A 24480-nucleotide genomic window follows, 5' to 3' on the forward strand; every position below is an offset into this window, starting at 1 on the left:
GCTCGGCGAATTGGCGGGGAGACGCCGGGTGTATTTTAAACCAAGCCGTGGTGCCGAGCGACCCACAGAGTCCCGACCAGCCATTCCCCTGACTCGGCGCGAACGCGTGGTGTAGAATCGACGAACGTCACCAACGCCGATTTCTTAGTAACTCCCTATTTTGCTTTTTCTCCGATGATTTACGTCCAACAAGAGCTGACGCCCAGCGATCTTCTGCCCCGAATCGCTAAGATGTGGTCGGCCTCAGCAGACCGCCTCGATCGCATTGAAGGACGCTGGAAAATCGGCAGCCCAACTCCGGTTTTTACGATCGACGGGCTCTACCAAGCCCAAGGCTGGACCGAATGGACGCAAGGCTTTCAGTACGGCAGCCTGCTGCTGCAGTTCGACGCGACGGGTGACGAGCGATATCTCGAACTCGGCCGCGACCGTACGGTGGCCGCGATGGCGCCGCACATCACCCACATCGGCGTCCATGATCACGGCTTCAACAACGTGAGCACCTATGGCACGCTGTTACGGTTGATGAACGAAGGTCGCATCCCCGATAACGAATGGGAGCGAAACTTCTACGAGCTCGCTCTCAAGGCAACCGGAGCGGTGCAAGCCTCGCGGTGGTCGACGACGCGCGAGAAGGGGGGCTACATCTACTCGTTCAATGGCCCGCAGTCGTTATTTGTCGACACCATCCGTTCCTGTCGAGCGATCGCTTGGTCGCACCAGTTGGGCCACTCGTTCATGGGCGAACGCGACGAGCGAATTAGTTTGCTGGAGCGGATCATCGACCATGGTAGCGCCACCGCGAAGTACAATATTTGGTACGGCGAGGATCGCGACACCTACGACGTTCGCGGGCGAACAGCACACGAGTCGCTGTTCAACACCAACAATGGCGACTATCGCGCGCCGTCGTCGCAGCAAGGCTATTCGCCGTTCAGTACCTGGACTCGCGGTTTGGCGTGGGCGATGGTTGGTTTCCCAGAACAGCTAGAGTGGCTGGCGACGCGTGAGGATGCGGAGCTAGAGCCGCATGGCGGAAGAGAAGCCATCGAGCAGTTGTTCCTGAAAGCCGCCCGAGCAACTTGCGACTTCTACATCGAGTACACCCCAACGTGCGGCGTGCCTTACTGGGACACCGGCGCGCCAGGGCTCCCCCAACTTGGCGATTACCTCGATAAACCTGCGAACCCCTTCAACGACGTCGAGCCCGTCGATAGCTCCGCCGCCGCGATCGCGTGCCAGGGGTTGTTGCGGTTGGGGCATTATCTTGAGTCTAGTGATCCCGCAGCGGCCGCAAGGTACACGCAGGCGGGGCTCACCGTTCTTCACACGTTGCTCGACGAGCCGTACCTTTCGACCGACGATCGCCATGAAGGACTGTTGCTTCACACGGTTTACCATCAACCCAACGGCTGGGACCATGTGCCGCTCGGCCGCAAAGTTCCCGTGGGCGAGTCGTGCATGTGGGGCGATTACCACCTTCGCGAGGCGGCGCTTTACGTTGGCCGCTTGGCGAAGGGCGAGCCGTACTACACCTTCTATGGTCCTCCCCGCACTAAGTAAGTTTGAATGCAGCCCTCTATGTCTACAGCATCACACAAGCGAGTTGCGTTAGTTACTGGCGGCAGCCGAGGCATTGGTCACGGCGTTGCATGCGCGTTGGCCGGGGCAGGGTTTGATGTGGTGATCAATGGCCGCCGCCCCTTGGGTGAAGTTGCCGAAGCAATTGCCGATATCGAATCGCGGGGCGCGGCGACGCTCTATTGCCAAGCCGACATTGGAGAACTCGCCGATCACGGCACAATGCTGTCGGAGATTCGCGCGCGGTTTGGGCGTCTCGATGTGCTGGTGAACAACGCGGGTGTCGCACCGGAGGTTCGAGCCGACTTGCTCGACGCCACGCCCGAAAGTTTCGATCGTTTGATTCGAATCAACCTTCGCGGCCCGTACTTTCTCACGCAAGCCGTCGCCAAGTGGATTATTGAGCAACGAAGGGCAGACGCTCAATTCCAAGGGGCCGTTATCAACGTATCGAGCATCAGTGCAACCGTGGCGTCGGTGAATCGCGGGGACTACTGCATCTCGAAAGCCGGCGTAGCGATGGCGACGCAGCTTTGGGCCGCGCGGCTCGGCGAGTTCGGCATTCCCGTCTATGAAGTTCGGCCCGGCGTGATTCGTACCGACATGACGGCCGGCGTCACCGAGAAATATGACAAGTTGCTTGCTGAGGGATTAACCGTCGAACCACGCTGGGGAACGCCGGAAGATATTGGCCGAGCGGTGGCGGTGCTGGCCAGTGGTGCGCTGAGCTACGCGACCGGTGCCGTTTTGCCGATCGATGGTGGGCTAACGCTGCGGCGTCTATAAAAGAATAAATCCAACATGAACAAGATTTGTGAACAGCTTGAACTCCATCGCTTGGTGCCGGTCATTGCACTAGACGACGCTTCGCGTGCCGAACCGCTCGCCGAGGCGCTCGTGGCGGGTGGACTGCCTGTGGCGGAGGTCACGTTTCGCACGCCAGCGGCGCTACAGGTCATCGAGCGAATGGCCAAACGCGGCGACCTGCTAGTGGGAGCGGGCACGGTGCTCAACATCGAACAAGCCAATCAAGCGCAAGCGGCGGGTGCCAGTTTCTTAGTGTCGCCCGGTTTCAATCCAAAAGTGGTCAGCCACGCGGTGTCGATCGGCATGCCCATCTTCCCGGGTGTGTGCACGCCGACGGAGATCGAGCAGGCGCTGGAGCACGAGATCGAAGTCGTCAAGTTTTTCCCCGCCGAGGCTTTCGGTGGGTTGGCGACGATCAAGGCACTCGCCGGGCCCTATCGTACTCTTCGGTTCCTGCCCACGGGCGGAATTGGTCCGCAGAATGTGCGGGACTACTTAGCCTTCGATCGCGTCGTGGCGTGTGGGGGAAGTTGGATGGTAAGCCCATCGCTTTACGCAACTGGCGACTTCGACCCCGTTCGGCAGGCGGTCGCCGAAGCGGTGGCGCTGGTCAGGCAATAACGCAATCCGTCTCCAAATGAAACAGCCGATGAGCTACGCCTCGTCGGATAGCCAACCGAAGCTCTCCATGGCATCTCTTCAGATCAAACCTTCCGGCTCCTGTGTTTTCGATCAAGTGTCGCTAGGCGAGGTGATGCTTCGCCTCGACCCTGGCGAGGGACGCGTTCGCACTACGCGGCAGTTTCAAGCCTGGGAGGGCGGGGGGGAGTACAACGTCGCCCGCGGACTGCGGCGTTGTTTTGGCATGCGCACCGCGATCGTCACGGCACTTGCCGACAACGAAGTCGGACGGCTGGTTGAGGATCTGATGCTCCAAGGGGGCGTCGATCTCTCGTACCTTCGCTGGGTTCCATACGATGGCATCGGCCGAACGGTGCGGAATGGTTTGAACTTCACCGAACGAGGCTTCGGGGTTCGTGGGGCGGTCGGTTGCTCCGATCGAGGGCTAACCGCCGCATCGCAACTGAAGGTCGGCGACATCGACTGGCCTACACTCTTCGGCAAGCAAGGAGTTCGCTGGTTCCACACTGGTGGTATCTTCGCCGCCCTGTCGGACACCACGCCCGATGTTGTGGAAGAAGCCCTTACGATTGCAAAGCAGCATGGTGTCGTCACGTCTTACGATCTCAACTATCGGCCATCGCTCTGGAAGTCGATCGGCGGTCAGACGCGAGCGCAAGAAGTGAATCGCCGCATCGCGAAGCTGGTGGACGTGATGATTGGCAACGAAGAAGACTTCACCGCCTGCCTGGGACTAGAAGTACCGGGCCTCGACGAACAACACCAAGAGCTGCCGCTTGAGGGCTACAAACGGATGATCGAACGGGCGGTCGAAGAGTATCCCAACTTCCGAGCAACGGCCACCACGCTCCGCACCGTTCGATCGGCGAGCACCAACGATTGGGGGGCGCTAGCTTGGTACGACGGCAAGTTCTACGAGGCCACGCATCGAGAGAACCTCGAAATATTGGACCGTGTTGGTGGCGGCGATAGCTTTGCGTCCGGCTTCATCTACGGAATGATGACGACCGGCGACGCCCAGATGGCGGTGGAGTACGGCGCGGCACACGGTGCCCTGGCGATGACGACGCCGGGTGACACCACGATGGCAACGCTGAAAGAAGTCGAGAAGCTCGCCGCTGGCGGGTCGGCCCGCGTGGATCGCTAAGGCAAACGTTTAATTTGGACCAGAGGAGTGCAGATGCGTTACGTCGATCGATTGTTGGCGGAGTTTGAACATGAAGTAGCCCGCACCCGCGAGGTTCTGCTGCTGGTGCCCGACGAACTGCTGGACTGGAAAGCTCGCGAAGGCATGATGACTATTGGTTGGAACGCCAATCACCTGGCGGAGATCGCCGACTGGATCGCCGGCATCTTTGACTACGACGTGTGGGACATTGCGCCCCCCGGCGAGGAAGAGTATGTGTCGCCGAAGCTGACGAAGGCGAGCGAGATCGTTGAGCTTTTCGACTCCAACGTCGAACGAGCCCGATCCGCGTTCTCCAAAGCCAAAGACGAAACGATCGACGACCCGTGGACCCTCGCTCGCGGTGGCGTGCCACTCTTCACGATGTCGCGTAACTCCGTGCTACGAAACTTCGGCCTCAGCCACATGGTGCACCACCGAGCGATTCTCCGGGTGTACTTGCGGCTGAATGGCGTCGAGGTACCGGAGGCGTACGTGCCGGGATGATTTCCGTAGTAGGTTTGCTCTCCACAACTTGGATTGACTCTAAAGAACCTGCTTGCTTCAATGGAGTGTAAGGGGACGCAGGAGACTTATTGATGACTGAAGTAGAAGCAATTCAATCGGCTATAGACGCACTCACGCCGCATGATCTGGCGATCCTTCGTTCGTGGTTTGAGGAACGAGACTGGGAACGCTGGGATCGTGACATCGAAAGAGACTCCGATTCCGGAAGGTTGGATTTTCTGATCGATGAGGCAAAGCAAGCTGCGGCGCGAAATGAGCTGGGAGAGCTGTAAGTGCATCGCACAACTCCACAGTTCTGGGCGCGGTTCCGATGTCTTGACCCAGAAGTGCAGCAACTAGCTAGGAAGAGCTTTGAGTTGCTCAAGCAGGATTGCAAGCATCCATCAATTCGCTTCAAGAAACTGGGACACTTTTGGTCAGCCCGCGTGGGGAGATCGTATAGGGCTTTGGCTATAGAGGACGAGTCGGGCTACGTCTGGGTCTGGATCGGCCACCATAGCGAATACGACCGCATCATTAAATAAGACGCGACATCCCTCTTACCCCAGCACCGCCATGTCCTGGTGATTTGCAATCTGCTGCCCTGCTTGGACCAGCAGTTCCTTGACGACGCCATCCACGGGGGCCGGTACTGGCACTTCCATCTTCATCGCTTCAAGTACGAACAGCGGTTGGCCGGATCTCACGCGCTCGCCCGGTTTGACGTTCACTCGAAGCAGTAGTCCTGGCATCTGCGACTGGACGACCGTCGTGGCGGCGGACGGAGGGCTAGGGTCGGAATTTCCAGGCGCACGACTGCCAGATCGCGGGGTGAGTGCTACCTGGTAGGTGTTGCCATCCACCACGACGTTGTTGCCGTTGAACGCCAGGAAATAGTCCTTGCCGTTGACGGTTACCGTGTACTCGGCCGGTTGATTCGGCGCCGGTGGCGTCGCGGCGGGGACGGTGTCGGACTTGGACGTCTTTTCGACTTTGCGAACCCCGAGTTCCGCTTTGCCTTCGAGAAAAGCAATGCCTTTGGCCCCGCACGTTGCGACAATGAATAGGTTCTCGTCGCTCTCGGGAAGGCTGTGCTCTTTCAGCGTCTTACGCGCAGCTTCGAGTCCCTTCTTTGGGTCTTCGTCGTTCATCTCCAGCGGCGCGCGAAGGGTTGGCTCGAGGCCTAGCTGAGTGGATGCAAGTTCGACAATCTTGGGGTCTGGCGGCACCGGTGTTTTACCGAAGTAACCGAGGACCATCTGGCCATAAGGTTCGGCGATCTTCTCCCACGGACCAAACATGACGTTGTTAAAGGCCTGCTGAAAGTAGAACTGCGACACAGGCGTGACCGAGGTGCCGTAGCCACCGAGGCGAACGACATCGCCCATCGCTCGGATCATCTCCGGATACTTGTCCATGATGCCATTGTCGCGGAGCATCTGCGTGTTGGCGGTGAGCGCGCCACCAGGCATGGGGCTCCACGGGATCAGCGGTTCGACAGCGACCGCCTCGGGGGGAAGGAAGTAGTCCTTCATGCATTCCTTGAAGACTTCTTCCGCTTCACGAACCTTATCGATGTCGATATCGAGCTCATACTCGCTGCCACGCAGGGCGTGCCACATCACCAAAATATCGGGCTGACAGGTGCCGCCGGAGCAGGGGGCGAGCGACAAGTCGATGGCGTCGGCACCGGCGTCGAGTGCCGCCTTGTTCGCCAGCACACTGACGCCGGCCGTTTCATGAGTATGAAAATGGATGTAGGTATTCGCGGGCAGCATCTTCCGCGCCCGTTTGATGGTCTCATACACCTTCGAAGGTACGGCGGTGCCCGAGGCGTCCTTGAAGCAAACCGCGTCATAGGGAATATCAGCGTCGAGAATTTGCTGAAGGGTCTTCGCGTAGAAGTCGGCGTCGTGCGCGCCTTCACAGCCTGGTGGCAGCTCCATCATCGTGACGACAACTTGGTGCAGCAGGCCCGCATCGACAATGCACTGGCCGCTGTAGATTAAGTTGTTGACATCGTTCAGGGCGTCGAAGTTGCGGATGGTGGTCATACCGTGCTTCTTGAAGAGCTCGGCATGTAGCTTGATGACATCGCTCGACTGCGAGTCGAGCCCGACGACGTTGACGCCGCGCGAGAGCGTCTGCAGGTTGGCATCGGGGCCGACCGTCGCGCGGAAGGCGTCCATCATGTCGAACGCGTCTTCCTGGCAGTAGAAGTAAAGCGACTGGAAGCGCGCCCCGCCGCCGGCCTCGAAATAGTCGATGCCCGCATGCCGAGCAGCTTCAAGAGCAGGTAGGAAGTCCTTGGTCAGCACACGAGCTCCGTAGACGGACTGAAAGCCGTCGCGAAACGCGGTGCACATGAAGTCGACTTTTTTCTTCGGCACGGTGATACTCTTGTCGAAAAGATCCGAGGCGTGACTGCAATAGGGACTTGGTTATTGACCCGCAAGGACGCTCCACAACACACCCGCGGCGACTGCGGAACCAATCACGCCAGCGACGTTGGGAGCCATAGCGTGCATCAGCAGGAAGTTGTGCGGGTCTTCGCTTTGACCCACCATTTGAGCAACTCGAGCGGAGTCGGGCACCGCCGATACGCCCGCTGCGCCAATCAGAGGATTGATCTTGTGGGTAAGAAATAAGTTCATCAACTTTGCAAAGAGTATCCCCGATGCTGTGGCAACGGCGAAACTCAGAGCCCCCAGCCCAAAGATCATTAGCGACTGTTTGGTAAGGAAATTGTCGGCGTCGGTGCTGGCCCCCACCGAGAAGCCCAGCAAGATCGTGACGATGTCAATCATCGCGTTGCGAGCACTGTTCGCGAGTCGCTCGGTAACGGTGCTTTCCTTCAGCAAATTCCCGAGAAACAACATGCCCACTAGCACCAACGAACCAGGGGCAATCATTGTGCAGATGAGAAATGCAGCAATTGGAAAGATGATCTTTTCACGACGCGTGACATGGCGAGGAGGCTTCATCCGGATGAGCCGCTCTTCCCGGGTGGTGAGAAGTCGCATGATCGGCGGCTGAATCACTGGCACGAGAGCCATGTAAGAGTACGCCGCGATAGCAATGGGGCCGATGAGTGAGGGGGCAAGTTTCGACGCGAGGAAGATGGCCGTAGGACCATCCGCGCCCCCGATGATTCCAATAGCGGCCGACTCTTTGGGAGAGAAGCCGAGGTACATCGCGCCGATGAGCGTGAGAAAGATCCCCATCTGCGCCGCGGCGCCAAGAAGAATAAGCTTAGGGTTCGAGAGCATCGTGGAGAAGTCGGTCATTGCCCCGATGCCCAGAAAGATGAGGGGAGGGAAGATGCCCTGACTCACCCCGAAATAGATGTACGACAACACGCTGCCGGAATCGTACACGCCGAGCTGCATGTCGTCGCTTGCTGGGATGTTGCCGATCAAGATACCAAACCCAATCGGCACAAGCAGCAACGGTTCGTAGTCCTTGATGATCGCCAGGGCGATGAACACGAGGCCCACCAATATCATCACCAGATTTCCGACCGTGAGGTTGGCGAATCCGGTGGTGTCGAGAAACTGGTGAAAGATATCCATCGGATCGAGGCTCGGCGTGGCGACGCGGGAGAAGAGGGCCGTCAACTATTCGGTTCAGTCCGGCTTCTGGAGCACCTTTTGCAATTCGGTATGCAGCACAAGTCCAATCGCAGCCACTACCTTTTCCTCCTCCAGCGTTGTCTGCTCATCCCGTGTTGGAGCGTCCGGGCCGTGCCCTTTCGGTAGATAGGGATCGAGCCATTCGAGCACTTTGGGGAGTGCCGCGATGAACAGCGAGATAATCACGAGCGCGGAAAACACGATCGCCATGCCAACGATCGTCAGTTCGATCCCGCGGCCTTCGACAACGCCTGCCCATCCATCGGCGTTCGATGGCGGTACTGCCTGAGCAATTACGAAAAATACTTCCACCGGCGTATCCTGCGAAGAGGGTAGGGGGCCGACCTGAAGGGTTGTGTCACGAACCTCGTGCCCACTCAGGATAGTGGGAGTTGCGCCGAATTTGAATCCTGGTCGCTATTCGTTCACTCAAACCCCACAACCACCCCGCCGTAGCAAGCTTCTACACCTGCGGCAGTGCGTAGGAGGAGTGCCCCGTCGTCGGCGAGGCCTTCGCATACGCCGCGAATCTCCTGCTTCGGCGTGGCGAGCGTGACCGTGCGACCGGTGAGCAATGACCTTGATCGCCATTCGTCGGATAGCTGAGCATCTTCGTTCTCGAATCGCGACAAGTGCCTCTCGATCTCCGTCAGGCATGCCACGAGCACCGCCGTGCGGTCGAGGGTGGTGCCCGGAACAGATTGGTTGTCGATAAGACTGGTGGCACGATCGCGAACTTCCGGCGGAGCATTCAGGACCGAGTTATTCACATTCAGTCCAACGCCAATCACCAGCCGGCGACGATCGCTTCCCGCAAGCTCGATCAGGATGCCTGCGAGCTTTTTGCCGTCGAGATACACGTCGTTGGGCCATTTGAGGGCGACGTCACCACGTGTGAACTGCTCGACAGCTTCGCAGAGAGACAGCCCGATCGTCAAAGACGCTTTCGGCAAACTTGCGGGTGGTGTGTCAATCGCCCGGGTGAGCACTGACCAAGTTAGTGAACCATGGTCGGACCACCAGCGATTGTTTCCGCGTCCGCGACCGGCCGTCTGCTGCTGGGCGACAAACAGCTCGGTGAGCCCTTCGCTCGCCGTCGCCGCGTGCTCCAGCGCGCGAGTGTTCGTCGAATCGGTTTCGTTGTAGAAATGGACACGTTCGATCCACGTTTCCTGCGTCACGCGGGCGAGGTCGAGGGGGTCGTCCATATTGCAAACTACGATGAGGGCAAAAGCCCCGATTGTCTAGCGAAGGAACGCCTCGTGCAATCCGCCATCGACCGTGATGATCTGCCCGGTGGTCTTGCTCAAACGCTGGCTCACCAGCAGAAAGTACGCTTCGGCTTGGTCGGCGGGCGTAATTGGCGACTTGGTCAGCGTGCGGTTGGCGTAGAATTGAGCCAGTTTGTCGACCAGCGACTCGGTGGGCTCGTCGTCGGTGTAGGGGATGTCGTACTTGGCGAGCGAACCAATCACCCGATCGCGAGGGAACATGGCCGATCCCTTCACCACCGTGGCCGGCGCGACGCCGTTAACGCGAACTAGCGGCGCGAGTTCCATCGCCAACTCGCGAACCAAGTGATTCGCCGCGGCCTTCGACGTGTCGTAGGCCAGGCTACCTTTCTTCGCGACAGCAGCGTTCGCGCTAGTGGTTAGCACGAGTGCGCCCCGCAGGCCTTGATCGCGCCAAGTCTTGGAGGCCTCGTCGGCCACTAGGTAACTTCCGGTAACATTGATGTTGTACGTGAGCGCCCACTTGTCGTCGGGAATGTGGCCCGTCGTGTCGCTGGGGACAAAGATGCCGGCCGTCACTTCGATCGCGTCGAAGCCGCCATATGCTAGCGCGACTTCGTCGAGCATCATGCGAATGCTCTGGCGGCTGGTGATGTCGGTCATCAAACCAATCGCGGGACCGCAGCCACTGATGCCCGAGCCAGCCACGCCGATCCCCGCGCCCAATTTCGCGGTGATCTCCGCGGCGGTCGCCTCGGCCGCTTCGCGATTTAAGTCGACTGCGACAATGTGAGCTCCCTCTTTGCTCAAACGGTGAGCGGTCTCTTTTCCGATCCCCGAGCCAGCGCCAATGACGATGTGGACTTGTCGCTCGAGTTCCTTCTCGGGCGGCATTCGCTGGAGCTTGGCTTCTTCGAGCAGCCAGTACTCGATGTCGAACGCTTCCTGAAGCGGCAGGGCAATGTACTCGTCGATCGCCTCGGCACCACGCATCACTTCCACCGCGCAGTTGTAGAACTCGGCAGTCACGCGCGACTCGCTTTTGCTCTTACCCCATGCAATCATGCCCAGGCCCGGGATCAGAATGACCGTTGGGTTGGGGTCGCGCATCGCCGGCGAGTTGGGCCGTTTGCACGACTGGTAGTAAGCGGCGTAGTCCTCGCGGTACTGCGCAAGTCCTTCGTCGAGCAATCGCTTCAGCTCCTCAATGTCACCCGACGCCGGATCCCACGCCACGTAAAGCGGCTTGATCTTCGTGCGAAGGAAGTGATCGGGGCAGCTGGTGCCGAGCTCGGCTAGTCGCGGCGCGTCGTGCGAATTGACAAACCGACGAATCGTCTCGTCATCCTGCACGGTGCCGATGAATCGCTTCTCTTGCGATACACGTCCGCGGAGCCAAGGAAGAATCGTGGCGAACGTCGCCCGGCGGGTCGACTCGTCGAGCGAGGCGTACTTCTCACCCCCGAACGCCTTTGCATCGCCACCCTTCGCTAGGTATTTCTCCTCGATATAGGCAGCTGCCTTCTCGATCAAGGACAACGTCAGCTCGTAACACCGCTTGTCGTCATCGTCCCAGTTGATGAGCCCGTGCTGGCCCATGATGATGCCGACCGCTTCGGGATGCTCGGAAACGATGCGCTGCATTTCGAGACCGAGTTCGAAGCCCGGCCGAAGCCAAGGCGTGTGAATGACCGTGTGACCGTAGATCTCTCGCGTCAGTTCGACGGAGTTCCGCGACGCCGCGACCGAGATCGCCGCATTCGGGTGCATGTGATCGACATGCTTGAACGGAATAAACGAGTGCAGCGGCGTATCGATGGACGAAGGCCGAGGGTTCAGGTTGAAAGTCGCGTGTGAGTACATGCCGACCATGCGATCTTCGGCGTCGGACTTTGGCCCTCGGTTGGGATCGGCGTTGTACGCATGCTGCAGGCCGAGCAGCTTCGACTGGTAGAGCGACGAAAAGTTCTCGCGCTTCGATGTCCGCAAGTCACCGCCCGAGCCTTTCACCCACAGCACTTCGGTGTCGTCGCCAGTCAGCGGGTCGACCTCCAGCGTTTTCGACGAGGTGTTTCCACCGCCCGTATTGGTGATGCGCTGATCGGAACCCAGCAGGTTCGACCGGTAGACGAGTCGTTCGACCGGATCGAGTGCGGCGGCCTTCTCGTCGTCCCACAGGTAATTGACGTAGCGGTAGTGGTGCGAACTCATTGGGTTAACTCCAGGCTGGCGAATCGCCGGCGGGCTTCGGCCCAGGCATCGGCATTCGTAGGTTGGTAGGTGTCGATGGGGAAAGATTGGCGGACCACCTTGCGAAGCGACGCAAGGTCGTCGAGCTCGCCGAGCGCGATCGCTTGGATAAGCAAGTTACCGATGGCCGTCGCTTCGACGGGGCCGGCGAGTACCGTGCGCCCCGTGGCGTCGGCGGCGAATTGATTGAGCAGCCGGTTCTGGCTGCCACCGCCAACGATGTGCAGCTTGCGAATCGTACGACCGGTGAGCGACTCGATGACATCGAGCTTGTCGGCGTACATCAGCGCGAGACTCTCGAAGATGCACCGCGCGAACTGGCCTGGAGTTTCGGGAGCTTGCTGACCTGTGGAACGGCAATAGTCGGCGATCGCCGTCGGCATGTGCGCGGGATGCATGAACTGGGATGCGTTGGGGTCCACCACCGAGACGAACGCCGGGGCCTCGTGGGCAAGCTGCGTGAGTTCGGCGTAGTCGTACGATTCGCCGTCGCGCTCCCACGCTCGCCGGCATTCCTGCAATAGCCACAGGCCGATGATGTTCTTCAGGAACCGAACACTATTGCCGTATCCGATCTCATTGGTGAAGTTCTCTTCGCGTGCGCCGTCCGAAAGCAGCGGCTCGGGAAGTTCGACGCCAATCAGCGACCACGTACCAGAGCTTAAGTAAGCCCAGTCATCGCCCTCGGCAGGCACCGCGGCGACCGCCGCCCCCGTGTCATGCGAGCAAGTGGCGATCACCTGAACTTCTTTGAGACTCGTATGCTCTTCGATGTCAGACGCCAGTGGTCCCAGCACCGTTCCCGAGGGAACGATGATAGGAAAGATCGCCTGCGGAAGTTCGCACTCGTCAATCAACTTGACCGACCAGTCTTTCACGACAGGGTTGTAGATCTGCGTGGTGCTCGCGAGGCTCGCCTCGCACCGCGCGACACCGCTCAGCAGAAAATTCATGTAGTCGGCCGTCGGAAGAAATTGCTCGGCTAAGGCAAGCACTCCGCGACTGTCTTTCGTATCGGCCATCAACTGGTACAGCGTATTGAGGGCCATGAACTGGATGCCGGTCTCGGCGAAGATCGTCTCACGGCCAACCCGCGCAAGCGCCTCGGCAAGCATTGGCTCGGTGCGAGGATCGCGGTAATGGTGTGGCAGGGCGAGCATCGGTTGCCCCGCCGCAATGAAGACGTAGTCAACGCCCCACGAATCGACGCTCACGCCGGACGCGGCAACCCCTCTGCGACCAATCTTGCGGAGCCCTTCGAGCAGGTTCTCGTAGATGCCGATGGTGTTCCATCGCATCGAGCCGCCGATTCGCACGGCATGGTTGGCGAAGCGATGAACCTCCTCGAGCGCAAGTCGTTCGCCATCGAGCGTGCCAAGAATGACGCGGCCACTCTCGGCTCCGAGGTCGCAGGCGATGTAGTGATGGGGTGAGGGCATGACGTTACCAGTCTAAATCTGAACCTGTGTGTCGTCGACCTCTCGCTTGCGGTCCATCCACAACGGTGTGACGCCAAACCAAACGATGGTGCCCACGAGCGCCACCCACATCACTCCTTCGAGCGTAAGTGTGCCGTTTAAATACAGCAGACTTGGAGCGACGGTGGCTGCCAGAGCAGCGAACGAAACGGTTCGGAGTGCCATGATGCTTCGCCTTTCTTATTTGCTCGCTAGTTGGTCGTACTCAGGCACCGGGTGCTGCACGAACTTCGACAATATCAGGTAAAGGATGCCACACGCAAACCAGCACGGGATGACCAAGTAGGCGGCAAACACCCCTTGCCAGAAGATCAACCACAGTCCAACCGCCACGGGGAGTACCCAGGCTAAGAGCACGGCGCTATTGAAAGTAATGCCACTCTTGGCCGCGTATTCATCCGTCAAACCAAATTTTCGCATTAAATAGAAATCGACGACGATCACCGCGCCCATGGCCCCCAGCACGGTGCCGTAGGTGCCGACGAAATCGAGCAGCTTGCCGGAAAGGTTGGGGAACGCACCAGCGATCGTGGCCACCGCTCCAGCGAGCAGTGTCATCGACACCCGCGAACTGCGTGGGAAGAGCCCCTGAAAGGCGAGGCCGGCGCGATAGATGGTGGGATTGGCGGTTGTCCATCCGGCGATGATCACGCATAGGATGCCCGTCCAGCCGAGCGACATCCATGCGAGCCGACCGGGGTTTGGCGTTGCGTCCTGCGAAAGCTTGATCTGCACGGCGAGCAACAGCGCGGCGGCGATCCAGGCCATGTAGTGCCCCAGGAACATACCGATCGCTGGTGCCCAGCCCGACGACTTATCGCGAGCGAAGCGAAAGATGGTAAGGTCGGCCATGCCGAAGTGCATCGCGCCGTTGCACAGCCACGCAAAGAGCACGATTTGCCAGAAGTTGAGCTGCATGGCGTTAGGATTCTTCCCCTGCACGAACTCGATGGCATTGTTCCAGTTTTCGGTGAGCGAAGCGTAGCTGGTTACCTCCATCTGGCCCAGCGAAACAATGCCGCACGCGGCGAAGATGGCGATCATCCAGGGTGCCGCGAGGTTGGCAACTCGCGCGACCGTTTCGTAACCCGCCGCGGCCACGATGGCCATCACCACGCCCACCATGACCACCAGCATCGTGAACGAAACTTCGCCCAGGGCGAACAGGTTGTCGGGAACCGTGTAGTTGATATTAAACGGCACCCCCACCGCGCTCGCCGACACAGTGACCATCGCTCCGGCAAGGAAGCAGAATAGCACGCCGTTGACCACGTTATAGATCTTGACCATCGAACCACCGGCGATGCGCTCCAGCTGGTAGTACAGGGTCATTCGCTTCGCCATCGCGATGGGTACCACGAGATACCGCCAAGTGAGTACCGCGAGAATATTTCCGAGCAGTAGTCCCAGGATCAAGTCTTGCAGACTTGCTCCCGCGCCAAGAAACAGCGGACCAATCATGAACTCGGTCCCCGCCGCGTGTTCGCCGGCGTACATGCCCCAGAACTTGCCGGGGCCCATCAGGGCGGACTTAGGCACGGGCTCGCGCTCGTACTCGCCCCCCGAGGACGTTTCGATTGTCGCATCCATTTCCGCCATAGAAATCTCCGCCCAAAAGGTCGTGCCGCCAGTTCGCCTATCGCTTCGCGAGTGTGTTCGCCTCGTACTGTCGAACCTTCTCCAGCCAGCCCATGCCGACCGGAACTTCCATCTGCTCGCAGTAGTGATCCCACACCACGCCAAGTGGTAGCGTCTTGATCTCTTCCATCAGCGCCAGTCGCGCGGTGAGATCGCCTTCAGCCTCGTACTGTCGTAGTTTAGTCGAAGGTTCTAGCAGGGCGGCGAGTAGCGCCTTAATCATGTTGCGCGTGCCAATCACCCAGGCGGCGATGCGATTGATGCTGGCGTCGAAGAAGTCGAGGCCGATGTGCGTGCGCTCAAGGTAATCGCCGCGAACGAGCTCGCCCGCGATGGCGAAGAGCTCGTCGCCAAGCGTCACCACGTGATCGCTATCCCAACGTACGCCGCGACTGACGTGCAGAAGTAATTCGGGCACATACTCCAGCACCGACGAGATCTTGTCGCTGATCATCTCCGTGGGATGGAAGTGGCCCGCGTCGAGGCACAGCAGTTTCTCGCGGGTGATCGCGTAGCCAAGGTAGAACTCGTGCGAGCCGACGACGTAGCTCTCCGACCCAATGCCAAACAGCTTGCATTCGACCGCGTCGAGATTGTAAGCGGGATTGATGGGTACGGCGAAGATGGTGTCCAGCGACTCGGCCAGTCGCTCGCGAGGGCCTTTCCGATCAGCCGGCGTGTCTTTATAGCCGTCAGGCATCCAGAAGTTGGTAACCGCTGGTGTGCCGAGTCCTGCCCCCATCGCGGCTCCAATGTGCCGGCAGGCGATGCCGTGCTCCATCCAGTAGTTTCGCACGTCGGCTTTGGGATGCGAGAGCGTTAAACCATCCGCAGCGAGTGGATGCGCGAAGAACGTAGGGTTGAAATCGAGCCCCAGGCCACGCTCGTGTGCCCAGTCGATCCAGCCCTGAAAGTGTTCGACGCCAATCTCATTCCGCGCAGGTACCTTGTCGCCGAACTCACCATAGATGGCGTGCAGATTCAACCGATGTCGGCCTGGTAGAAGCGAGTAGGCGAGATCGAGATCATCGCGAAGCTCGTGGACATTGGTTGCTTTACCGGGATAGCTTCCCGTAACGGCCAGCCCGCCACCGAGTTCGTCGCCCGACTTTTCGAAGCCGGAGACATCGTCCCCCTGCCAACAATGGAGCGAAATGGGGATGGTCGCGAGCCGCTTGAGGGCCGCTTCGACATCCACTCCGTAGGCCGCGTACTGCTCACAAGCACTCTGGTACGCTGAACCGCCACCGGTATTCATACTGTCCGCCCGCCGCTTGGAGATGCTATAGAAGAGAGAGTTACCGCCCGTCGCGTACCGATCATACCCTATCGAGCGTCCGGGAAACCTTGACGATTGTGTCTCCCGTTAGCACAATAGTGCCAGGCTTGCGAGGACTTCGCAGGCGGACTTTTCCTCAGGTGGCTCGCGTGATTCGCACGCTGACAAAGGACGATTGGTTTCATGCCGATGGGTTTCCCATAGTCGTGGAGCGGCGCGATCCGCAGGAGCCCTTTGGCCTGCACGCTCACGATTTTATGGAGATGGTGCTGATTACGGGGGGGCAGGGTCTTCACGTGACGGGCGAAGATTCCTGGCAGCTCGCCGCCGGCGATGTCTTCGCCATCGGGGGTGACCGGCCGCACGATTATCTCAACATGGACCGCCTGCGGCTAGTAAATATTCTCTTCGACCAAAACAGCGTGGCGTTCGAGCAGATGGACCTGGCCTCGCTGCCAGGATACCACGCGCTATTTCGTCTAGAGCCCGCTTGGCGACGCCGGCATCAGTTCCAAAGTCGGCTGCGGCTGTCGCCGACCGAGCTAGCTGTGGCGATGGGCTACGTCGACGCGCTCGACGACGAACTTCGCCGCCGTGCCCCAGGGTTTCGCTGCCTAGCGATGGCATCGTTCGTTCAGCTCGTCGGCTACTTGTCGCGATGCTATGGGCGGTCGAAGGGCTCGAACTCGCGCGCACTCTTACGGATTGCCAAGTGCATCACGCATCTCGAAACGCACTTCGCCGAGCCGATTCAACTCGAAGAGCTCGTCGCGATCTCCAAGATGTCGCGGCGGAGTTTCCTGCGAGCGTTTGAGTCGGCGATGGGATGCACACCGATTGCCTATCTCATCCAGCTTCGCGTGAAGCACGCCGCCCAGTTGCTCCGCGAATCGCCCGGCAGCGTGACCGACATCGCCTACTCGGTGGGCTTTAACGACAGCAATTATTTCGCACGGCAGTTCCGCCAACACTTCGGCACCTCGCCTCGCCTCTATCGGCAACGCCAACTCGGCTGAGGGTTGTCTAGCGCCGGATACGCACGGATGCAACACGGATGTGCGATGCAGGCGCTGTTGCCCAGTTCTTGGAACACTAATCTGCGCTAATCTCCGCTAATAAGAATCAAGAAGGCTCACGTCGGAGGAGTGGTGCAGTTGGCCATTTTTCGGGATTAGTGAAGATTAGCGAGTATTAGTGTTCTCTTTCTCGGCCTTGGTATCCGTGTTCGATCCGTGACTAATAAAATCCTGGTCAGCATCTAGTCTCGGCGCTGGATTACGGGAGAATGGGGAGGCCCGTGGTGCTGGGCTCGGATGCGAATCTCTTGGACACGGAGCCTCAATCAATGGCACTTATCGGATCGTTGCGGTTTGGAGCTCGGGCGCTCGCGCTCAAGGCGATGTCGTCGGCGTCGCAGGAGACAATCGAGCGACGGCAGCAGATTCGCTTACGGCGGCTTGTCCGCAACGCCAAGCAGAGCTCGCCCTATCTGGCCGAGAAGTATGCTGACATCGACCCCGAAACCGTGACGCTCGCAGACTTGCCCACGTCGAACAAAGGCGAGGTCATGGAGAACTTCGACCGCTGGCTGACCGTGGGCGACGTGAAGCGTGACGAGGTCGAGAAGTTCTTTGAAGACGAATCGAACCTCGGCAAGCTATTCCTCGACAAGTACGTGGTGAGCCACACTTCCGGCAGCACCGGGCAGTCGCTCTTGCTCGTGAAGTCGCCCGACGACTTCGAGCTCAACTTCGCCCTGCAGGCAGCTCGCGGGCACGCGGCGTCGCTCGACCTGAAAGAGATCGTGACGCGCTTCACCGAGCGAGTGAGACTCGCGGCGGTGACGCTCAAGCCGGGCTTTTATCCCTCGGGCACGGCGTTCACTTACATGCCGGCGGGCGTCCGAAACTTCATCGACGTCAAGCAGCTCAGCCTGACCGACGACGACCTTTTCGCTCAACTCGCCGAGTTCAAGCCAACGCATCTGACCACCTATGCAAGCATTTTGCATCAACTCGCGCGGGGCATTGAAGCGGGTGAGCTTGATCTGGGTGGCGAGCTGGAGCAGGTGGTGAACATCAGCGAAAAGCTAATGTCCGAGCCTCGCAAGCACTACGAGAAGTTGTTTGGCGCGCCGGTGCTCGATGACTACGGAATGGGGGAGTGCCTATTTCTCACGTGTGCCTGCATGACCACCGGCGGCATGCACGTGAACGCCGATTGGGCGATTCTTGAAGTCGTTGACGACGACTACCAGCCCGTCGCGCCGGGCGAGCGAGGCACTAAGGTGTTGCTCACGAATCTCGCGAACCACATTCAGCCGTTCATTCGCTACGAAGTAAACGACATCGTCGTGATGGCCACCGAACCTTGCGAGTGCGGCGTGTCATTGCCTTTGATTGCAGAGATCGAAGGCCGCAGCTCGGACATCCTGTATGCAATCCGCGATGGCGAACTGAAGCCGTTTCATCCGGCGGTCGTCGAAACGGCGCTGGGCGGGGTCTCCAGCGTCCGCGAATACCAGATTCAGCAAGACGTACCGGAGAAGCTGGTCGTCCGCGTCGAACCAATCGAGTCGGCCAGCATCAACACGGACGAGGTCCGCGAGGCAATCTTGGCGACTCTCCGCGAGGATGGCCTCGATTCGATTGAGGTCACCGTGGAAGTGGCCGACAAACTGGTCCCCGACGACGACGGCAGCAAGTTCAAACGCATCGTGACCAACGTCGAGCCGCCAAGTTGATAAGTCACCTCTCCCCGACCTTTAGTCCCCTCTCCCCGTCGCGGGTGAGGGACGGGGAGAGGGGACTTATGCCCCGAGTACGCATCGCCATCGGGCTCGGAGAGCCCTCCTACAGCCTGAGATTCAATCGGCAAGCACACCAGCCGCGCGCTCAACGACCTCCAACCCCATCGCCAAACACTTGAGTCGCCACGGCGAGTCCCGTGGCGCGAACGCCTCGGCCAGTCGGCGTCGCGACCAGTGTGTATTGGGTAGATTTGGCACCGCGCGTGTCCAGCGGTTTTCGTCCGCCAGCGAGCGCACTACTTGCAAAGGTTTGTAGGTGCCGAATTCGGCGGCCGCGTAGTGGTAGTTAGTCCCTGGCAATCGTTCGGCCATCCAAGGGCCAAAGCTGCCGCGGACCGTGTAGCGACTCACCTGATTCGACTCGACGACGGGGTGTGGCGCGAAGTGCTCTCGCCACCACTGAGCACCAGCGGTAGACTCGCGCTCGGAGAGTAGCAACTCTAGATTCGCCCAGCGGCCAAGGCCTGTGTGAAAGTCGAGATGAACAACTTCGTTCGCATGGCCCAGCAGGTTGGGCAGCAGGTCACCTAGCAGTTCGCCCGACCGCGAAAGCTGGCTGCCCCCGTAGAACAACCAGTCGGCGTGCTCGTACTGACCGACGGGAAGCGTTTCCCAGAACGATCGCTTCCCGTGCCGCGCGGCGAGGTAGCCCATGCGAAGCGTGGATGTCGCAATGCGGAAGGGTCGTGTGGGCGGGCCGAGAACCTGTCGGAACACATTCGCTAGTCGCGGGGCACCCACGTACTCGTCGTCCGCCAGCAAGAAGTTGCGGTTCAGGTCGACGTTGTCCTCATTGAAGCGCCGCCGCATCGCGAAACCATACGGATTCACCGCGTGGAGTAGCGCAATCGAATAGCCTTCGCCCGGTTGTCGCTTCCACTGTTCGAGCATCGCTAGCTGCAGTGCCGAGCCGAGCGGGGTTTCGACGCCATGGACGCCGCTCGACACGATCAAAGTCCGTTTGGCGGCTGGATCGCCTACCAAGGCCACATCGATGGTGAGCGAATCGTGCGACTCGCAAGCCGGTACGACTTCGAGGGCGCGGGACACCGCACCGGCGTCGCTCGCCGCGCTGCGAAAACGCTCGCGGGCTTCGAAATAGTCGGCGGAGTAATACGAAAGCTGGGCGGCTGGCTGGACCAAGGCACTAAAGGCAGTTGAAGGAACGCACCGGTTCCATTATGCGCCGATTGTCCGCGAAGCCGAACCACCCCCTCCGCATCTCTCGAGTGCTATCGCGGTGGCAGAGGTCCATCAATGAGCGCAATGCCCGAGCCGTTTGCGTGCGGATAGTGGCAGACGCCCTTTTCCACGCGTGCGCCGGTTGCCACGTCCTTGGCAATCAGCACCGCACCGTCCATATCAACGTAGTCCAAGAGTGGTAGCAACTGGGCAATCGCCGAGATGCCGACCGTCGACTCGGTCATGCAGCCCACCATTACGCGGAGCTTTCGCTCGCGCGCCTCGGCAATCATGCGACGCGCGGGAGCAAGGCCGCCGCACTTGGACAGCTTGATGTTGATGCCGTGGAACATGCCGGCACACTTTGCGACATCGGCCTCGGTGATGCAGCTTTCGTCGGCCATGATGGGAAGCGCCGAGTGCTCGAACACTTTTTTAGCACCGTCGATGTCGCCGGCGGCGAGCGGTTGTTCGATGAACTCGACCCCCAGCGTGGCCAGTTCCTTGGAATACTCGATCGTCTGGTCAGCGGTCCAGCCACAGTTGGCATCGACGCGAAGCGTGGCCGAAGTGTGCTCGCGAAGCGCGCGGACGATCTCCGTATCGCGATCGGTGCCCAGCTTGATCTTGTAGACCGGCCAGCCGGGCATTTCTTCCATCTTGGCGACCATCTTTTCGACCGAGTCGATACCGATGGTGTAGTTGGACGAGGGAACTTTGTCGGTGGACAACCCCCACATCGCGTACACCGGCTTGCCGTGGAGCTTGCCCCACAGGTCATGCACCGCCGCATCGAGCGCCGACAGCGGGAAGCTTTGTCCTTCGAGCTCTTGGGCCAACTGCGCGAGCACGGCCTCGGGCTCACGAGCACTCGACGCCTTGAGCAGCGGGGTCACGCGATCGAACGCGGCGGCCATCGCTTCGAGCGTGGCACCGTAGTAGTCGTTGGTCGTCGCTTCGCCATAGCCGTGCATGCCGTCCTCCGACAACTGCACAACGATGGTTTGCTGCACGGTGGTCGAACCGCGGGCGATGGTGAAGACGTGGCGGAGGGGAAGATCGTACTCGCGGTAGGAAACGTCCAAGGCAGAAACTCAATTCCAAGGTGGGGTTAGACAGCAACCAGGTTCTTAGCGGGAAGCTCACCAAATAGCTCGCGGCGCAAATCGAGCACCGCGTCAACCAGCGGGCCAGCACCGTGACGATAAACGTCGCACACCACTAGGCCAAGCTCGCGCGATACTTTCTCGCGCTCTTCTTCGGCTTGGTCGGGCGTCAGCAGGCGGCTGTTCATCGCGACGCCAATGGTCTTGGTCGGGAAGTGCAGCGAGGCGAGGTTCTCGTAGGCGTCGATCAAACGCGGGAGCGATACCAGTGGCACGCCCGGCATACCATTCACTTCCTTGCGACCGGCCTCGTACACCATGATCAGGCCGTGAGGAATACAGCCATGCAACAGGCCCGCGCTCACGGCGGAGTAACGTGGATGGGCGATCGAGCCCTGGCCTTCGAACAGCAGGAAGTCGTGGTGCTGGTTGGCGAGAATCAATTTCTCGACCGCCCCGTTCAGGAAGTCGCTCACCACACAATCCACCGGGCAGCCATCGCCTTCGATCATGATGCCGGTTTGGCCAGTGGCAACGAACTTGGCGTCGTAACCCTGGCGTTCTAATTCACGAGCCACCTCGACCGACGCAACCATCTTGCCAATCGAGCAGTCGTGACCCACCGTGTGAATGCGAAGGCAATCCTCGCGGATGCCCTTACGGTTCGAGACGTCGCGCTCGTCGTTCTTGCGGACGTCGTGGATCGTGACGCCACGCTCGGCAGCGCGCTTGGCGAGTTCCGGATCGTTCGACAGAAAATCGTGTAGTCCCGAGACGATGTTCATGCCACGATCAATCGCATCGAGCACGATCGACTTCCATGCCGTTGGTAGCTTGCCGCCGGGAGGGGCGATACCGATCAGCAACGTGTCGGGCGAGTCGACTTCGTCGAACGACGCCACCACCGGTTTATTGCCACCCACGCCCAGCAGTTCGCCGGCAGTCTTGCCGGCCTGGGTGGTGTCGTACAGGGCCACGAATTCGTCGGGCTGGTAGCGGACCACGCTAGTGGCTGTCTTGGCAGTGACCGGATTCGTGCTGCCTTCGGTGAGGACTACAATGCGACGCAGGGACATGGAAGTGTGCCGATTGGTAAGTAAGGAAGTCAATTTAGTAAACAAGCAAGGGCACTACGTAAGGTCGGCAGCCGGAAGCTCCCCCTTCGATCGGCTTGCGTAAATTCATAGGACCTGCTCGGCCAATTTGCCCTGACAAATCGCACCTGGGTCATCGAGCGAGCAGCAACCAAACTACTCATCCGACGGTGCTTTGTCACTCCACCTTAGTGACTCAAACTGCGGTGTTTGCCGAGTCAGAATAGCGGTTGCCCTCATTCTCGCAAGTGGAATCGTCTAGGCGATACGTTGCTGTACCGAAGTGCCATCAATTTTGCGCAGCGTACGCGATTGCTTTGCGCGAATGCGTGATTTTGAACCGTGGCAAGATGAAATCAGGCACCACCGCGAAGCGGCATGCAGCGGTCGGGGCAACCACGAGGGGCGACCGTTACGAATCGCCGTTGAGTAGCCGCGAGCCTTCGAGCGTGTCGAACACCACCTCGACGCGTACCAGTTTGCCGCGTTGGAAGCGAAGTCGCTGCACCAGGTTCATCGGCTGTTCCATTGGCTGACCGATGGGATGCATCCACGACTGGCCCCACACCACCACTTCGTTTCCCTGGCAGAGAAAGCGGTACCAAGGTCGATGGTCGTGATTCGCCGGCACCTCGATCACCGAGTAGAAGATGGCGAACCCGCGTTGCATCGCATCGACTCCACGATGCTCGCCCGCGAAGGGGATGGCGCTGGCGTCGCCGACGACGTGCAGCACCACATCGTCATCCAGGAAGTGCCTGACGTGCTCGACCACTCGGCCAGGTTGCTCGTACTGCGCGGCGATGTACTTCTTCGCCAAGCTCACGGGATCGCAGATCAGGTCTTCGGGATAGACCGGATGTTCGGGCGTGGTCAGGGCGTCGGCGATGTCGGCTAGCGTCTCCACGGCGATCGAACCGCCCGACTCGGCTTTGCCAATTAATCGGTCCGTGTACCCGGCCTTCTCAGCCAACTGCCTCTGGGTCCAACCGCGCCGCTCGCGCAGGTAGATCAGTGTTTCGCGATTGCACGCATACGCCCGTTTCAGTGGCTGTTGCTTCCAGCCCATGCAGCGATGCCCTTTGCGTTCCGGGTGGAGCCTGAGATGAGAGTAAAGACAAGCTGCTTTCGAGAAAGCTCGTACTTCGGATCGTAGTCCCCCACAAGTGGGGTGTCAACTTTACGGCGGACTTCGGCTTGAAAACTCAAGGATTTACCCCACTTTCGGCGATAGCCTGCCGACTCTGCTCGCGGAATTCTCGCGGCGTTTTCCCCATGGCCGTCCGAAACTGTTTGACGAAGTGGCTCGCGTCGTAGAAGCCCGTCTGGTCAGCGATCGACTCAACGCTCGCCGAACTTTCGCGCAGCAGCAGGCACGACGCGTTGATGCGGACGCGAAACAGGTACTGACTGGGCGTCACGCGAAAGTGTTGCTTGAACACCCGCTTGAACTGGCTTACCGACAAGTGCGACAGCTCGGCGAGCACCTCGAGCGTGATCTTGTCGGCGAAGTGGTTGGTGATGTGCGTGATCGCGGCGTTCAGTCGCTCGTACGGTTCGAGCATCGCCCCGGCCTTCTCCAGATCGTACATCACGCCGGCGATGCCGATCGTTTTACCACTCGAATCCACGAGCGGAATCTTGGTCTCCACGTACCAGCGAAGCACCCCCGCCGCATTGGGGACCGCGCAGACGTGATTGTTCTGAGCGTGCCCGCTGTCGATCACCACCTGATCCTGCTCGCGGTACTGCGAGGCGATCTCGGGCGGAAACAAGTCGTAGTCGGTCCGGCCGATCACTTCCGCGGGATCCGCGAAGCCAAGCACTTCGGCGAGTGCCGGGTTCACGTGGACGAATCGCCCCGCCAGATCTTTGGAGAAGAAATAAGTCGCCGGAAGGTTGTTCAGCAGGCTAAGGAGCTGCGCAGGGCTCTCCAGCTGATCGAAAAAGCCAACAGACGCCCCAGCATCCCCAAGGCGAGCGGGGCCCGTCAGGGCCGTGGTGTCGCTCTGATCGAGGAAGTTCGTTTCGGCGGCGGGGGAATTCTGGCTCATGAGCCGATTATACCACAAGTCGCG

General features: G+C 59.8%; 23 protein-coding genes. 9 read left to right on the forward strand and 14 right to left on the reverse strand.

Translation table 11 applies throughout. The annotated features are described in order from the left end of the window. The first annotated feature begins 174 nt into the window (after positions 1-174). From SH292x_RS04535 to SH292x_RS04565, 7 genes are all read left to right on the forward strand, one after another. Positions 175-1563 (forward strand): glycosyl hydrolase, encoded by a 1389-nt coding sequence (locus tag SH292x_RS04535; protein WP_442484395.1) that lies wholly within the window; start codon positions 175-177, stop codon positions 1561-1563. Positions 1564-1581: 18 nt separating this feature from the next. Further along, on the forward strand, positions 1582-2367 hold the full coding sequence (locus tag SH292x_RS04540; RefSeq protein ID WP_442484396.1) for a 3-ketoacyl-ACP reductase: 786 nt from the start codon (positions 1582-1584) through the stop codon (positions 2365-2367). Positions 2368-2382: 15 nt separating this feature from the next. Further along, positions 2383-3009: a bifunctional 4-hydroxy-2-oxoglutarate aldolase/2-dehydro-3-deoxy-phosphogluconate aldolase gene (eda, locus tag SH292x_RS04545; RefSeq protein WP_442484397.1), complete on the forward strand. Its 627-nt coding sequence runs from the start codon at positions 2383-2385 to the stop codon at positions 3007-3009. 67 nt (positions 3010-3076) lie between these two features. Continuing rightward, positions 3077-4177: a PfkB family carbohydrate kinase gene (locus SH292x_RS04550; protein ID WP_442484398.1), complete on the forward strand. Its 1101-nt coding sequence runs from the start codon at positions 3077-3079 to the stop codon at positions 4175-4177. 33 nt (positions 4178-4210) lie between these two features. Then, on the forward strand, positions 4211-4702 hold the full coding sequence (locus tag SH292x_RS04555; RefSeq protein WP_442484399.1) for a DinB family protein: 492 nt from the start codon (positions 4211-4213) through the stop codon (positions 4700-4702). Between the two features lie 92 nt (positions 4703-4794). Continuing rightward, positions 4795-4995: a hypothetical protein gene (locus SH292x_RS04560; protein ID WP_442484400.1), complete on the forward strand. Its 201-nt coding sequence runs from the start codon at positions 4795-4797 to the stop codon at positions 4993-4995. 54 nt (positions 4996-5049) lie between these two features. Further along, positions 5050-5247 carry a ParE family toxin-like protein gene (locus SH292x_RS04565; RefSeq protein ID WP_442485847.1) on the forward strand — a complete coding sequence of 66 codons (198 nt, stop codon included), beginning with the start codon at positions 5050-5052 and terminating at the stop codon, positions 5245-5247. Positions 5248-5262: 15 nt separating this feature from the next. Here SH292x_RS04565 and SH292x_RS04570 read toward each other — a convergent pair whose 3' ends face one another. The 9 genes from SH292x_RS04570 to SH292x_RS04610 form a co-directional block, all read right to left on the reverse strand. Beyond that, the gene (locus tag SH292x_RS04570) at positions 5263-7092 is read right to left on the reverse strand and encodes a biotin/lipoyl-containing protein (RefSeq protein ID WP_442484401.1); all 1830 of its coding nucleotides are present in this window, start codon (positions 7090-7092) and stop codon (positions 5263-5265) included. Positions 7093-7143: 51 nt separating this feature from the next. Continuing rightward, a complete protein-coding gene (locus tag SH292x_RS04575; RefSeq protein WP_442484402.1) occupies positions 7144-8274 on the reverse strand; it encodes a sodium ion-translocating decarboxylase subunit beta in 1131 nt (376 codons plus the stop codon). 54 nt (positions 8275-8328) lie between these two features. Continuing rightward, positions 8329-8646 (reverse strand): OadG family protein, encoded by a 318-nt coding sequence (locus tag SH292x_RS04580; RefSeq protein ID WP_442484403.1) that lies wholly within the window; start codon positions 8644-8646, stop codon positions 8329-8331. Between the two features lie 113 nt (positions 8647-8759). Further along, positions 8760-9542 carry a biotin--[acetyl-CoA-carboxylase] ligase gene (locus SH292x_RS04585; RefSeq protein ID WP_442484404.1) on the reverse strand — a complete coding sequence of 261 codons (783 nt, stop codon included), beginning with the start codon at positions 9540-9542 and terminating at the stop codon, positions 8760-8762. Between the two features lie 36 nt (positions 9543-9578). Then, on the reverse strand, positions 9579-11777 hold the full coding sequence (locus SH292x_RS04590) for a bifunctional rhamnulose-1-phosphate aldolase/short-chain dehydrogenase (RefSeq protein WP_442484405.1): 2199 nt from the start codon (positions 11775-11777) through the stop codon (positions 9579-9581). After that, positions 11774-13255: a rhamnulokinase gene (locus SH292x_RS04595; protein ID WP_442484406.1), complete on the reverse strand. Its 1482-nt coding sequence runs from the start codon at positions 13253-13255 to the stop codon at positions 11774-11776. The genes SH292x_RS04590 and SH292x_RS04595 overlap by 4 nt, the downstream gene beginning before the upstream one ends. Positions 13256-13267: 12 nt before the next feature. After that, positions 13268-13459: a hypothetical protein gene (locus tag SH292x_RS04600; protein WP_442484407.1), complete on the reverse strand. Its 192-nt coding sequence runs from the start codon at positions 13457-13459 to the stop codon at positions 13268-13270. Between the two features lie 15 nt (positions 13460-13474). Beyond that, the gene (locus tag SH292x_RS04605) at positions 13475-14893 is read right to left on the reverse strand and encodes a hypothetical protein (protein WP_442484408.1); all 1419 of its coding nucleotides are present in this window, start codon (positions 14891-14893) and stop codon (positions 13475-13477) included. A 37-nt stretch (positions 14894-14930) separates the two neighbouring features. Continuing rightward, entirely contained in the window at positions 14931-16190 is a 1260-nt protein-coding gene (locus SH292x_RS04610) for an L-rhamnose isomerase (RefSeq protein ID WP_442484409.1), read from the reverse strand. Positions 16191-16360: 170 nt separating this feature from the next. Here SH292x_RS04610 and SH292x_RS04615 point away from each other — a divergent pair, with 170 nt between their 5' ends. Together SH292x_RS04615 and SH292x_RS04620 are read left to right on the forward strand one after the other, a co-directional pair. Continuing rightward, a complete protein-coding gene (locus tag SH292x_RS04615; protein WP_442484410.1) occupies positions 16361-17227 on the forward strand; it encodes a helix-turn-helix domain-containing protein in 867 nt (288 codons plus the stop codon). Positions 17228-17556: 329 nt separating this feature from the next. Continuing rightward, the gene (locus SH292x_RS04620; RefSeq protein ID WP_442484411.1) at positions 17557-18954 is read left to right on the forward strand and encodes a phenylacetate--CoA ligase family protein; all 1398 of its coding nucleotides are present in this window, start codon (positions 17557-17559) and stop codon (positions 18952-18954) included. 123 nt (positions 18955-19077) lie between these two features. Here SH292x_RS04620 and SH292x_RS04625 read toward each other — a convergent pair whose 3' ends face one another. The 5 genes from SH292x_RS04625 to SH292x_RS04645 all read right to left on the reverse strand — a co-directional run bounded on the left by SH292x_RS04625 (position 19078) and on the right by SH292x_RS04645 (position 24456). Continuing rightward, complete coding sequence (locus SH292x_RS04625; RefSeq protein ID WP_442484412.1) at positions 19078-20163, reverse strand: DUF2817 domain-containing protein; 1086 nt, start codon at positions 20161-20163, stop codon at positions 19078-19080. A gap of 89 nt (positions 20164-20252) precedes the next feature. Then, positions 20253-21287 (reverse strand): dipeptide epimerase, encoded by a 1035-nt coding sequence (locus SH292x_RS04630; protein ID WP_442484413.1) that lies wholly within the window; start codon positions 21285-21287, stop codon positions 20253-20255. Between the two features lie 26 nt (positions 21288-21313). Next, positions 21314-22384, reverse strand: coding sequence for a DUF1611 domain-containing protein (locus SH292x_RS04635; RefSeq protein ID WP_442484414.1), 1071 nt, complete (start codon positions 22382-22384; stop codon positions 21314-21316). Between the two features lie 430 nt (positions 22385-22814). Next, positions 22815-23471, reverse strand: coding sequence for a helix-turn-helix domain-containing protein (locus SH292x_RS04640; protein WP_442484415.1), 657 nt, complete (start codon positions 23469-23471; stop codon positions 22815-22817). Between the two features lie 136 nt (positions 23472-23607). Beyond that, positions 23608-24456 (reverse strand): helix-turn-helix domain-containing protein, encoded by an 849-nt coding sequence (locus SH292x_RS04645; protein WP_442484416.1) that lies wholly within the window; start codon positions 24454-24456, stop codon positions 23608-23610. Between the last annotated feature and the right edge of the window lie 24 nt (positions 24457-24480).

Origin of the sequence: Aeoliella fuhlenseeensis (assembly GCF_052161615.1) — a bacterium.
In the GTDB taxonomy this organism is placed as follows: domain Bacteria; phylum Planctomycetota; class Planctomycetia; order Pirellulales; family Lacipirellulaceae; genus Aeoliella.